The sequence below is a fragment of the Bradyrhizobium zhanjiangense genome (genome assembly GCF_004114935.1).
In the GTDB taxonomy this organism is placed as follows: domain Bacteria; phylum Pseudomonadota; class Alphaproteobacteria; order Rhizobiales; family Xanthobacteraceae; genus Bradyrhizobium; species Bradyrhizobium zhanjiangense.
This window is the reverse complement of the sequence record NZ_CP022221.1, coordinates 752590-765086: the sequence shown is the minus strand read 5'-3', so window position 1 is coordinate 765086 and position 12497 is coordinate 752590. Positions and strand designations below refer to the sequence as shown.

Sequence of the window (12497 nt, the reverse complement as noted above, 5' to 3'; positions counted from 1 at the left end):
CCATCTTTCCAACGACACAGCACGATGGTGGGCACGCTTCGCTTTGCCCACCCTACGGCTTCTCAGCTTGCAGCAGGCAGCGCACTATCCGTTGAAGCCGCCCACGGCCGCTCGGCAGACGCCAGTCCAATCAAACGGCCCTGGATGTAGTCGCAACCCCAATCGCGCAGCATGCTTGCGGTCTCTTCGTCCTGCACCCATTCGGCGACCGTCTTGATATCGAGGCGTCGGGCGAGGTCGATCAGGGTGTGCACGAAGGCGCGGTCGTCGGCGGACCGGGTGACGTTCTGGACGAAGGCGCCGTCGATCTTGACGATGTCGACGCCGAGCTTGCGCAGGTTCCTGAAGGAGGTGTAGCCGGCGCCGAAATCGTCGATGGCAATGCGGCTGCCGAAATTCTTCAGCCGCGTGACAAAGCCGCGGACGTCGTCGATGTCCTGGATCGCGACCGTTTCGGTGATTTCGACGATCAGCCGCTCGGCGACGCCGGGATGGGCCAGCATCAGCGACTCGATCCCCGCCCACCAGTCCGGATCCATGGTGGTATCAGGCGAGATGTTGAGGCTGAGGCAGATGTCGGGCGCGGCCGCAAGCTCGGCGACCACGAGCTCGAGCACGCGATGATCGACCAGGCGAATCAGGCCGAGCCGTTCGGCGACCGGCACGATGTCGGGTGCGAGCAGCACCTGGCCATCGCCCTGATCCATCCGCACCAGGCACTCGTGGAAGGCGCGTTCGCGCGAGGCGGCGGAGACTACCGGCTCATAGGCGAGCTTGATGCGGCGCTCGTTCAGCGCGGTGACGATCTCGTCGGTGACGCGGATATTGACGCGGCGCTGCGCGTCGCGCGCGGCATCCGGGCGCCATGTCGCGAACGAGCCGACGCGGCGGCGCTTGGCGGCATCCAGCGTCTCATGGGCGCGGTTGACCGCCTCGTCGGTGTTGCGGGCATAGCGCGGCACGCTGACCGCGCCGATCGATGCGGTGACCGAGACCGGGCCTGATTTCGTCGGCACCACCTCGTCGCGGATGCCGGCGAGGAAGCGCTCGGCGGCAACGTTCATGTCGTCGACGGTGCAGTTCTTCAGGATCAGGCCGAACTTGTTGCCGGAGAAGCGGCCGAGCACGTCGCCGCCGCGCAAGCGCGCACGAATGCGCTTGGCGACGTCGAGGATCACCGCGTCGGCGACGTCGAAGCCGAAGGCGTCGTTGACGCGGGCGAGATGATCGATGCCGACCAGCATGAAGGCTGCGGTCGAGCGGAAGCGGGTCGTCTCCTCGATCGCCTCGGCCAGCGACGCGATCAGATGGGAGCGGTTGAGCTCGCCGGTCAAGGGATCGAGCCGGGCCAGCTTCCTCAATTCCTCGTCGCGGGCGTGACGCTCATTGTTGATGCGGACGGAGCCGATCGCGCGCGTGGGGCGGCCGTCGGGACCGGCAAACCAGCGGCCGGTCTCCTCGATCCAGACTACGGGATCGGAGGCGCTCATGCGCACGCCGTACTCGACCCGGTAAGGTGTGCCGTCGGCACCGTGCACGGCGGAGGTCTGTGCCAGCGCAGCGGTCCGCAGCGATTGCGCCGGCTCGATCAGCTTGGCGAATTCCACCCCGGTGGCGAGCCGCTCGGGTGGAATGCCCGGGAAGACGGCGCTGACCTGCTCACCCCAGACGATGACGTCGCTGGCGATGTCCCAGGCGAACACGGCCTGGCCGAGCGCGGCCAGGATGTCGGAGGCTTGCGGCAATGCTGGAGTCAAAATCGCCTCGTTTCGGGACAGTGGGAAAGTCCTGAGCCGGCACAGAATAAAGCCAGATTCGCCCTCGACCCTAGGCAAAGTTGATAAACAATTTGGAAACCACGTTTGCCGACCTCGGGGAACCAATCGGGCCCAGCCGGCATAGGGCTTGCGAGTACATGACACGCACCGGCGCCAGCGTCCCGAAATGCGACAATCCGGCCGGATCAACGGTGATTGCGATGTTGAGTACTGATCGATCGGACGCGGCGGACAACGGCACGGGCACGGGCCTCGTGCCGCTGATGCCGACGTTGCAATGGGTCCACAAGGCGCCGCTGCCGCGCCCCGATCCCAGCTTCGTCACCCAATTGATCGCCAATGCCGAGCACATGCCCCAGACGAGCCGGCTTCGCCGCGCCTCGTCCGAAGACGCGCTGATGGCCTATGGCAGCAAGCGCCCGCTGCAAAGCGTCAGCGCGCGGACACGGCAGGTGGCTTGATCAGCGCGGTGGCGCGTCGGGAGAGGACGGCGTGCCGTTGCCCGGCTGAAGCTGCGGCGAGGGGATTTCCGGCGAGGGCGCGCCCTGCACCGGCTTGGGCGCCGGATGATCCATCAGCACGGATTCGGCGACGGATTGCGCCGACGGTGCCGGCTGCGGCGCAATCACCGGCTCGAACTTGCGCTCGGACGCCACATCCTCCTCCGGCGCTTCCTGGCGCTTGGCCTTGCGTGGCGCCGCCACCGTCGTCTCGGCGACATAGGTGACGCGACGGCGCGTGCGCTGGGCGATGCCGCCGAGGAAGTCGGCCATCGCGAGCAGCACCAGCAGGAAATAGGTGGAGTTGCCGAATTTGGGCCACATCACGAATTCGGCGGCGGCCGCGCCGAACACGATCAGCGACAGCAGGTGATCCATCAGGAATTTCGAGCCGGGCCGCGCGCCCTTGACCACCTCGAGCAGCAGCAGCACCACGCCGAGCGCGAGCAGCAGGTCGGCGAGCGTAACCGGCCAGGTCTCACCGGACACCATCGGCACCTTGAACAGCACGTCCGTAAAGGACACCGTCGGCATCAGGAAGGCGATGATGTTGTAGACCGCGAGCGGAATCAGAAGCAGCGGGAAACCGACCATCGGCAAAATGCCTTCTCGATCAAGATATCCGGACAGGACAATGCGGCGGCGAAGCATTTGCTCCGCCGCCGTCACCGTCTATCTCATGGGTTGGCCGAAATCAGGCGGGCCCAATCCTCCCGCCTAAAGAAAGGTCCTGCCTTCAGGACTCTTTCTTCTTCAGGACCTGGCGGCCCTTGTACATGCCGGTCTTGAGGTCGAGATGGTGCGGACGACGGAGCTCGCCGGAGTCCTTGTCTTCCACATAGGTCGGCTTCTTGATGGCGTCTGCCGAGCGGCGCATGCCACGGCGCGACGGCGAGGTTTTTCTTCTCGGAACGGCCATTTCAATATCCTCTAGGGATTGGTGTCATCAGGGCATCGTCCGCGAAAGGACGGCTCAGCACCCGCAATACGAGGCGAGCTGAATGCCGATCAAGGCCGCGCTTATAGAGGAAGGCTGGCCGTAAAGCTAGGCTCTTGGGCCGGAAAATACGCCCGAAATGGGCCCGAAATCAGCGATTTTCGCGCCAGCAGGTCGCAAGCGAGCTCGCCTGCCCCCGCGCCATATAGGTCGCCGCCAGCCGCCTGACACCGGGTCCCGGGGTCCGGGCACTGCGTTTGACCGGATTGGGCAGGGTCGAGGCCAGAAGGGCGGCTTCCCGGGGGGAGAGGTTGGCGGCCGACTTGCCGAAGGCATAGAGGCTGGCCGCTTCGACGCCAAACTGCCCCTGTGGACCGAGCTCTGCGATGTTGAGGTAAATCTCCAGGATCCGCGGTTTGGGCAGGACGAGGTCGATCCACAGCGCCAGCGGGAATTCCAGCGCCTTGCGGACGAAGTCCCGCCCCTGCCAGAGGAACAGGTTTTTTGCGACCTGCTGAGTGATGGTGGAGGCGCCCCGGAACGGCGTACCGTCCTCCTGGGCGTCATCGATCGCCTCACGCAGCGCACCCCAGTCGATGCCACGATGCTTGCAGAAATGGGCGTCCTCGGCTGCCACCACCGACCGCGGCAGATAGGGCGACATCGCCGCCAGATCGATCCATTGCCGCTGCATCGGCGCGCCCCGAAGCGAACGCCAGGCCATCAGCGTCGAAACCGGATGGCCGGTCCGGTAAAACGGCGCGATCACATAGGGCGCGAGAGCCACGACCGCGAGCACGACCAGCAGGATCTTGACGATGCGCAAATCGACCTTTCCGGCGCAAAATGAAACGCGGCCACGGGCTGGGCCATTAAGTCTGTGATAATTCTGGCCTTTTCCAGCACTTTTTAGGCCTTCCAAACGATTGACTGAGGCGGGCGCATAAAGGATTGTCCGGCCGAATTTTAGTTCTGGAGCCCTTCTTGATGACCGGCACGTCCCCGTCCGATTTCGCCAAACGTCTGGACAAGACCGCTGATGACACCGAGGCCCTGCTCGGGCGCCTGCTGTCGGACGACATCCTGCACGACGAGATCGCCCGGCCCAAGCGACTGATGGACGCAATGCGCTATTCGAGCCTGAACGGCGGCAAGCGTCTTCGGCCGTTCCTTGTGGTCGAGAGCGCGACCGTATTCGGCGTTCCGCGCGAAGCGGCACTGCTCGTGGGCGCCGCGCTCGAATGCATTCACTGCTATTCGCTGATCCATGACGATCTGCCGGCCATGGACAATTCGGACCTGCGCCGCGGCCGCCCCACCCTGCACAAGCAGACCGACGACGCCACCGCGATCCTCGCCGGCGACGGCCTGTTGACGCTCGCCTTCGACATCGTCACCCGCGACGAGATCCATCGCGATGCCAATGTGCGGCTGCTGTTGACGCGCGCGCTGGCGCGCTGCGCCGGCATTGGCGGCATGGTCGGTGGCCAGATCCTCGATCTCGCCGGCGAAGGCCGCTTCGGCGGCAACGAACCGATCGATGTCGCCCGTATTCAGCAGATGAAGACCGGCGCACTGCTGCGCTATGGCTGCATCGCCGGTGCGATCCTCGGCCAGGCCTCGCAGAAAGAATACCAGGCGCTCGACGATTACGGCCGCGCGCTCGGCGAGGCCTTCCAGATCGCGGACGACCTGCTCGACGTCGAAGGCGATGCGGCAGCGCTCGGCAAGCCTTCGGGCCAGGACGCCGCGCTCGGCAAGACCACCTTCGTCACCCAGCTCGGCATCGAAGGCGCCAAGCAGCGCGTGCGCGACCTGCTCGCGCGCGCCGACAGCGCCGTGTCGATCTTCGGCGACCGCGCCGCCGTGCTGCAAGCCGCGGCGCGCTTCGTCGCCGAACGGAAGAACTGACGTTGGGTTTGCACCTCTCCCGCTTGCGGGAGAGGTCGCGCCGAAGGCGCGGGTGAGGGCTCTCTCCCCTCGGGGGTTTTCGCTTGTGGAGACACCCTCTCCCCAACCCTCCCCCGCAAGCGGGGGAGGGAGCGCACCAGCGATGTCGCTCAGGACTTACCGGACGATCTGCATGCAAAAAGAAGATCCCGTCCTCGTCCGCTTCCGCCAGATGTCGCGGCCGATGCGGCTGCTTTATGCCCGGCCGCGAACGTTCATCGCACTCGCTATCGGCGTCCTCGTCTGCCTGCTGCTGCCGGGCACGCACCGGCTGGTGACGCGGCTCTTGTTCGGCTGGGACGCGCTGATCGCGGTCTATCTCGTGCTGGTCTATGCGATGATGCTGTGCAACGACCACCAGCACATCCGTCGCGCCGCCGCGATGCAGGACGACGGCCGCTTCGTCATCCTGCTGGTGACGGCGACCGGCGCCTTCGCCAGCATCGCGGCGATCGTCTCCGAGCTCGGCACGTCGCATCGCGGCGTCCTGGAGCTGACGATCGCGATCACCACGATCGCGCTGTCATGGGCTGCGGTGCACACGACCTTCGCGCTGCATTACGCGCATGATTATTATCGGCACGGTACGGCAGGAGGCCTTCAGTTTCCGAGCGGCGACAAGGAAGACCACGCCGATTATTGGGATTTCGTCTATTTCTCGTTCGTGATCGGCATGACCGCGCAGGTCTCCGACGTCGGCATCACCGACAAGACCATCCGCCGCACGGCGACGGCGCACGGCATCGTGTCCTTCATCTACAACACGGCGTTGTTGGCGCTGACGGTGAACATCGCTGCAAGCGCGATTGCGACCTGAACTCACTCCAGGGAGTCGTCCTGGCGAAAGCCAGGACCCATTACCCCAGGGAGAAGTTGCTGCGCTGAGTTGCCAAATCAAGGCCGGTGGCAATGGGTCCTGGCTTTCGCCAGGACGACCATGTGGGGATACCGCGATCGCTAGTAACAGACCTCGGCATTGGCGTCGTTGCCGGGGCCGCCGCCGCCGCGATATTCGAGACGGCAGCCGCGATGCACCGGACGGCAGCCACCGCTATTGCAGTAGACCTGCCCGCCACCTGTCGCGCGGCCGGCGCCAGCGGCAGCAGCAATGCCGGCAGCGGCGCCATAACCGCCCGCTGCGCCAGCGGACTGCCGACGCTGCCGTGCAGGACGCTCATCTCCGTCGTCGCGCTTGGCAGTTACACGCTTGGCCGTTGCGGGCTTGGCGGCACGCTGCTTCTCGCACTCATTGTCGTCGTTGACCGCATAGCCGTCACGACAGACGATCTTGCTGCACTTGTCGCCGTCGGCCTTGAAGCCGTGCTCACAGACCAGCGGGCAGACGCGCGACGGTTTTGACTTGACCGCATCGAGCGCATCGGTGCTCGCCACCTTCACGTCGAGCTTGGTGCCGGCATAACGGTTGAACTGCGACAGCGACCGCTGCGACGACGTATTCCAATTGCCGTCGGCCTGCCCGGAGAAGCAGCCGACGCGGCCGAGTTCGGTCTGCACCGAGCGGCTGAGATCGGCCGGTGCAATCGCAGGCGTCAGCGCGGCGACGTTGGTGCTGGCCGTGCTGGCCGGGGCAGCGCCCGGTGCCGCAGCGGCGAGGTCGACGCGCTGCTGCTCAGCCACGGCGGCCTGCTGCTGCGCCTGCTCCTTCGCTTTCTGGGCGGCAAGCTGCGCCTGTTCGGCGGCTTTCGCATCGGCCGCAGCCTTGACCTGCGCATCCTTCTGCGCGCCGAGGGCGGCGAGACGATCGCGCTCGGCCTCGGCCTGCTTCGCCTTCGCGATCGCCGCGGCATGAGCCTGCTCGGCGCCGATCTTCTCGACCTGGAGCTTGGCAAGGCTCGCATAGAAACCGTCGGGATGCTGGGCGAGGAAGGCATCCCACGCCGCTCTGTTGCCGACCTGGAGCGCGAGCTCGTAATCGCGGCGGATATCGGCCTGCGGGTTCGCCGCAGGCGCGGGGGCCGCAGCCGTCATCTTCACCGGCACCAGCGGAACATCCTCGCCGCCGAGCGAGCCATAGACGAACGGCTCCTGCTTGTTGCCGGTCGACTTGAGCACGTCGTCGCGCACGAAGCCGAAGGCGCGACGGACGTCGAGGCCTGGCGTCGTCAGATGCTTCGACAGCGCCACCGTGAACGGGCTGTTGGCGCCGTCGCCGTCCTGCGCCGTGAAGCCGGCCTTGGCCGAATAGGCGATCAGCGTGTTGGGGCTGGTCGGCTCGACCTGGGCGAGGCCGCGGCCGATGCCGCGCGAAGCAATCGTGCGCTTCATCCTCTTGCCGAACGGATTGTCGCGGCAGGCATCCAGGATCACCAGGCGGAGCTGCTTTGCGGGCTCGACCGCGACCAGGATGCGATCGAGCGAAAGCGCCTCGTCGTAGACGTCGGTGTCGCGCTCGAGCTTGGCATCGACGGGGATCAGATAGTTGGAGCCTTCGACCTCGATGCCGTGGCCGGCATAGTAGACCACGGCGATGTCGGCATCGCGGGTCGCATCCGCAAAGTCGCGGAGTACCCGCCGCGTATCCAGCGCCGACAAATCGTGCCGGGAATCGACGACATCGAAGCCGGCCTCCTTCAGCGTCTTCGCCATCACCGAACCGTCATTGACGGGATTGGCCAGCGACGGCGCGTGCTGATAGGCCGAATTGGCGAGCACCAGCGCAACGCGCTTGCCGGCGAAAGCAGGTTGGGCGCCGAGCAGCAGCGCGAGGGCGAGGAGAAGCGGACAAAGTCTGAGCAAATTGCGCATGACACGACTTCCGAAATTCGGGGCCGCTTGGGCCCTTTGGGACCGCTTTAGCAAGATCCACCGCGGGCGCTTGTGATGGAGGTCACGAAGGTGCCAACGACAAGCGGAAAGGCCACTTTTGTTTGTCGCACCAGCGGGATCGCGGGTTCGCCGGGAGGATCGGGTTCCCTCAGACAACGCCGATGTGCTCCCGATATTGCGGCAGATTGTCCGTAATTTCATGCCAGGGCGCCTTCGAGCCCACGAAAATATGGGCGCTCGGCCGGATCGAGGGGGTATCGACCAGGGTTCCCATGGCAACATGGACCCATGCTCCTCCACGCACCCGGGAATAGAGCAGCGAGCCGCACCGGGCGCAGTGCGCGTCATGGGTGGTGTCGTCGCCGAAAATGATTCGCTGGTCGCCGCCCCTGACGATGCGGAGCTGGTCCTGGGTAATGCCGGCGAACGGCTTGAAGGCGGCGCCGGTGGTGCGGCGACAGTTCGAGCAGTGGCAGTTCATCGCATAGGAGAACGCATCCGCCACCTCGAAGCGCACGGTGCGGCAATAGCATTCGCCGATCAGGATACGGGCGTTCGATTTCTCTGATGCGGTCATTTCAGCGTCCTCGCAATTGGCGACAGACACCCATAGCGCATTTTGATGCGCACGACTAAGTTCACCCCAAGCCATCATTCGAAGGGATGACCCATGAGCCCAAATCGTTCAAGTGTCGAAGCCGTCGTGCAATCCTATTTCGACGGCCTCTATGAGGGCGACGCCGAAAAGCTCGGCGCCATCTTCCATCCCTCCGCCGACCTGCGCTGGGTCGAGAAGGGCGAATTGCAGGTGCTGACCGTGCCGGACTGGCTCGACCGCGTGCGCAAGCGCCCCTCCGGCAAGGCCGAAGGCAAGCCGCGCGAGGATTTCATCGTCACCATCGACCGTTCGGACGACAACACCGCCTTCATCAAGGTCCGGTGCCAATTGCCGCCGCGCTATTTCACCGACTATTTGGTGGCGATGAAACTCGCCGACGGCTGGCAGATCGTGTCGAAGTCGTATCGGTACGACCTGAGGGAGTGAAGGGTCTCTCGACCCTCCGCTGCCCGAATTCGGACTCGCTCTCTTCTATTCTCCGTCAGTGCGGGGCCAACTCTCGCCACACGTCATTGCGAGGAGCCCTTGCGACGAAGCAATCCAGAATCCCTCCGCGGAGAGACTCTGGATTGCTTCGCTGCGCTCGCAATGACGGTGCGGATGGAGCATAAGCTACATCTCCCTGCCACACTCGCCCGAAAGTCCCCCATGTCTCTCGATCGCCGCGCCCTGCTCGCCTCGCTGTGCTGGATGGCCGCTTCTCCCGCGCTTGCCGCGGCTGCGCCGCCTGAGCTCGAAACCTACGAACGCGAGAGCGGCGGGCGGATCGGGGTCTATGCGGAGAACCTCGCGACCGGCGCAAAGCTCGCCTGGCGCGCCGACGAACGGTTCGTGATGTGCTCGACATTCAAGGCCTCGCTCGCCGCTTGTGTACTGGCGCGGGTCGATCGCGGCGAGGAGCAGCTTGCGGCTATGATTCCTTACGGCCAAGCCGACCTCTTGGAGTACGCGCCGGTTGCCAAGCAAAATCTCGCGGCCGGCGCAATGTCGGTCACTGAGATGTGCAAGGCGATCGTCGAGCTCAGCGACAACACCTGCGCCAATCTGCTGCTGGCGCGGATCGGCGGGCCGGCCGCGCTCACCGCGTTCTGGCGATCGATCGGCGATACCACCTCGCGGCTCGACCACAACGAGCCCGAACTCAACCGCTCCCGGCCGGGCGATCCCCGGGACACCACGACGCCGGCGGCGATGGCCGGAAACCTGCGCCGCCTCGTGCTGGGGGAAGCATTGTCACTGACCTCGCGCGCGCAGCTCACCGAATGGATCGTGAACTGCAAGACCGGCGCAAACCGGCTGCGCGGCGGCGTGCCGGCAGGCTGGAGGATCGGCGACAAGACCGGCAACAACGGCAAGGACGCATCGGGCGATATCGCGGTGGTGTGGCCGCGGCCGGATGCCCCGATCCTGATCGCGGCCTATACCCAGGGCGGCACGCCGAGCGCCGCACAGATCGCGGCGGCGTTCGCGCGGATCGGGCGGATGGTGGCCGAGCGGCTGGCGTGAGCCGCGCGCATTGACGCAGCAGTCGCTTCCGGGTCAAGACAGACCGTCATGGAAGCGAAGTTTCAGACCTTTCTCATCCTGCTGGCCGTGCTGGCAGGCGTGGCGCTGGCCGCACGCCGCTTCAACGTCGCCCCCGCCATCCTGCTGATGCTGGCCGGCGTCGGCCTCGCCTTCGTGCCGGGCATGCCATCGGTGGAACTGCCGCCGGAGCTGGTGCTGCTGCTGGTGCTGCCACCGCTGATCTACTCGGCAAGCGTCGCCATGAGCTGGCGCGAGTTCAAGAAGAATTTGCGTCCGATTGTGCTGCTCGCAGTCGGCGCGGTGATCTTCACTGCAGCCATGGTGGCGGCCGCCACGCATTACATGATCGGCCTGCCGTGGACCATCGGCTTCCTGCTGGGGGCCATCGTCGCGCCGCCCGACGTGGTGGCGCCGCTCGCGATCGCGCGCCGGCTGCACATGCCGCGCCGGATCCTGGTCGTGCTCGAGGGCGAAGGGCTCGCCAACGACGCCACCGCGTTGATCCTCTACCGCTTTGCGCTCGCCGCGATCATGGTCGGGCATTTCTCGCTGCCGCTGGCGGCCGGCGAATTCCTCCTCATCATCGCCGGCGAGATCGCCTTCGGCATCGGCGTCGGGTGGCTTTCCCTGCGTTTCCGCAAATGGTCGGGTGATCCGCAGGTCGAGCTCACGCTGTCGCTGATCACGCCTTACGTCTCCTACTGGCTGCCCGAGCATGTCGGCGGCTCCGGAGTGATCGCAACGGTCGCCTGCGGGCTTTATGTGAGCTGGAACGGTCCGCTGCTGATTTCTTCCGCGACGCGGCTGCAGGGCATCTTCTTCTGGGACCTCGTGATCTATTTGATCGAGGGCCTCTTGTTCCTGCTCACCGGCTTCCAGATGCGCGCGCTTTACGAGAAGTCGAAGGCCTTTCCGCTCGACGATATCCTGATCGCGACCGCCGTGGTTCTGGTGATCGTCGTGATCGCGCGCTTCGCCTGGCTCTATCCCGCGACCTATCTGCCGCGGATGCTCAGCAAATCGCTGCGCCAGCGCGATCCGTCGCCGCCCTGGCAATGGGCGTTCACGCTCGCCTTCACCGGCGTGCGCGGCGCGGTGTCGCTGGCGGCGGCACTGGCGCTGCCGTTCACGCTTCCGGACGGCGAAGCATTTCCGTACCGTGACCTGATTCTGTTCGTCGCCTTCGGCGTCATCTTCATCACGCTGATCGGCGTCGGCCTGACGCTGCCGCCAGTGGTGCGCTGGCTCGGCATTGCCGAGGCCGGCCGCAACGAGCATGTCAGCGAGCACGAGGCCGAGATCGCAGCACGCCGCCAGGCGCTTGACGCCGCACTGAGGTCGCTCGACGCGCTGACCGCGGAGAAGGAGGTATCGGACGAGGTGATGCGGCTCCTTCGTGCCCGCCACGAGATCCGCATCAATCAGCTTCCGGATTTGCTCGATCCCACCCACCACGACGTCTCCGCCGCCGGCATCGCACTGACCCGGGAGCTGATCGTCGCCGAGCGCAAATTCATCCACGACCTCTTGCGCGACGGTCAGATCACCGACGAGACGCGGCGGCGGATCGAGCGGGATCTCGATCTGGAGGAGGCGAGTTTGGCAAACAGAGAGTATCGGGGCGCGCCGCTGTAGCTTCCTGTCGTCATTGCAAGCGCAGCGAAGCAATCTACCGCCGCTCGCAAAACTCCCTCATCGCGGCCGCAACGGCCCCCGCAACCGCGTCCTGCCGCTCCGACGAATTCATTTCCATCTCCTCGTCGCGGTTGATGATCGAGCCGGCCTCGAGCAGCACCGCGGCGCTTCTCGTCCGCGAGAGCACGACGAGCCCGTCGTAGCGGTAGACGCCGACGTCCTTGTCCAGCAGCTGGTGCCGGTAGCGGCCCATCACCGGAAGGGTGTATTGCCTCGCATAGTGCAGGCCCTGCTCCTTCAACTGCCTGCCGATCATCCGGGCCAGCAACAGGCTGGTGGCGAAGTGCGGATTCTGGTGCGACACGAACAGCGAATGTCCCGAAAAGCGGTCGCTGAAATAGCTGTTGGCGCCGTCGAATTCCCAGCTCTCGAGCAGCTTGTCCGGCACCGAATCGTGATGGACCGAGAGGAACAGATCGGTCCGGCCGTCATTCGCGGCACTGACGCGCTTGAACAGGCTCGCCCTCGCCTTGCCGTCCGTGACGAGCAGGCGGGTTGCGGCAAAGCCTTCGGACTTGAGCTTTGCTGCGATCAGACTTGCGAGACGGAAGTTGAAGCCGAACTCCGGATCATTGCGCGCGCTCAACGCGCCGTAGGAGTCCGGGGTGTGTCCGACATCCACGACGATCCGGAATTTCGGCATCTCGCATTTGGCCGGCGCTGCCGCCCTCATTTGCGTCTTTGCAGCCTTCCGCGTCCTGGCC

The 12497-nt window shown here is 65.4% G+C and carries 13 protein-coding genes; 6 read left to right on the top strand and 7 right to left on the bottom strand.

Annotated elements, in window-relative coordinates:
* Nucleotides 1-62 precede the first annotated feature (62 nt).
* Nucleotides 63-1757, bottom strand: coding sequence for a bifunctional diguanylate cyclase/phosphodiesterase (locus tag XH85_RS03650; RefSeq protein WP_128930782.1), 1695 nt, complete (start codon nt 1755-1757; stop codon nt 63-65).
* A 221-nt stretch (nt 1758-1978) separates the two neighbouring features.
* On the opposite strand from XH85_RS03650, the gene XH85_RS03645 reads away from it, so the two are divergent.
* Nucleotides 1979-2239 (top strand): hypothetical protein, encoded by a 261-nt coding sequence (locus XH85_RS03645; protein WP_164934874.1) that lies wholly within the window; start codon nt 1979-1981, stop codon nt 2237-2239.
* Here the strand turns inward: XH85_RS03645 and XH85_RS03640 are convergent, their stop codons facing one another.
* The 3 genes from XH85_RS03640 to mtgA form a co-directional block, all read right to left on the bottom strand.
* Entirely contained in the window at nt 2240-2872 is a 633-nt protein-coding gene (locus XH85_RS03640) for a hypothetical protein (RefSeq protein WP_164940165.1), read from the bottom strand. It lies immediately after the preceding gene.
* 142 nt (nt 2873-3014) lie between these two features.
* The gene (rpmF, locus tag XH85_RS03635) at nt 3015-3197 is read right to left on the bottom strand and encodes a 50S ribosomal protein L32 (protein ID WP_007598106.1); all 183 of its coding nucleotides are present in this window, start codon (nt 3195-3197) and stop codon (nt 3015-3017) included.
* A gap of 169 nt (nt 3198-3366) precedes the next feature.
* Nucleotides 3367-4041 (bottom strand): monofunctional biosynthetic peptidoglycan transglycosylase, encoded by a 675-nt coding sequence (gene mtgA / locus XH85_RS03630; protein ID WP_128930780.1) that lies wholly within the window; start codon nt 4039-4041, stop codon nt 3367-3369.
* Between the two features lie 161 nt (nt 4042-4202).
* Between mtgA and XH85_RS03625 the strand changes: the two genes are divergently transcribed.
* Both XH85_RS03625 and XH85_RS03620 read left to right on the top strand, forming a co-directional pair.
* Complete coding sequence (locus tag XH85_RS03625; RefSeq protein ID WP_128930779.1) at nt 4203-5126, top strand: polyprenyl synthetase family protein; 924 nt, start codon at nt 4203-4205, stop codon at nt 5124-5126.
* A gap of 172 nt (nt 5127-5298) precedes the next feature.
* A complete protein-coding gene (locus XH85_RS03620; RefSeq protein WP_128930778.1) occupies nt 5299-5982 on the top strand; it encodes a DUF1345 domain-containing protein in 684 nt (227 codons plus the stop codon).
* A 140-nt stretch (nt 5983-6122) separates the two neighbouring features.
* Here the strand turns inward: XH85_RS03620 and XH85_RS03615 are convergent, their stop codons facing one another.
* On the bottom strand, nt 6123-7931 hold the full coding sequence (locus XH85_RS03615; protein ID WP_128930777.1) for a caspase family protein: 1809 nt from the start codon (nt 7929-7931) through the stop codon (nt 6123-6125).
* A 169-nt stretch (nt 7932-8100) separates the two neighbouring features.
* A complete protein-coding gene (locus XH85_RS03610) occupies nt 8101-8529 on the bottom strand; it encodes a GFA family protein (RefSeq protein ID WP_128930776.1) in 429 nt (142 codons plus the stop codon).
* Between the two features lie 93 nt (nt 8530-8622).
* On the opposite strand from XH85_RS03610, the gene XH85_RS03605 reads away from it, so the two are divergent.
* The 3 genes from XH85_RS03605 (at nt 8623) to XH85_RS03595 (ending at nt 11733) form a co-directional block, all read left to right on the top strand.
* Nucleotides 8623-8997: a nuclear transport factor 2 family protein gene (locus XH85_RS03605; RefSeq protein ID WP_128930775.1), complete on the top strand. Its 375-nt coding sequence runs from the start codon at nt 8623-8625 to the stop codon at nt 8995-8997.
* A gap of 222 nt (nt 8998-9219) precedes the next feature.
* Entirely contained in the window at nt 9220-10077 is an 858-nt protein-coding gene (bla, locus tag XH85_RS03600) for a class A beta-lactamase (RefSeq protein ID WP_128930774.1), read from the top strand.
* Nucleotides 10078-10125: 48 nt separating this feature from the next.
* The gene (locus tag XH85_RS03595) at nt 10126-11733 is read left to right on the top strand and encodes a Na+/H+ antiporter (RefSeq protein WP_128930773.1); all 1608 of its coding nucleotides are present in this window, start codon (nt 10126-10128) and stop codon (nt 11731-11733) included.
* A gap of 34 nt (nt 11734-11767) precedes the next feature.
* Here XH85_RS03595 and XH85_RS03590 read toward each other — a convergent pair whose 3' ends face one another.
* Nucleotides 11768-12466 (bottom strand): N-acetylmuramoyl-L-alanine amidase, encoded by a 699-nt coding sequence (locus XH85_RS03590; RefSeq protein WP_128930772.1) that lies wholly within the window; start codon nt 12464-12466, stop codon nt 11768-11770.
* Nucleotides 12467-12497 lie beyond the last annotated feature (31 nt).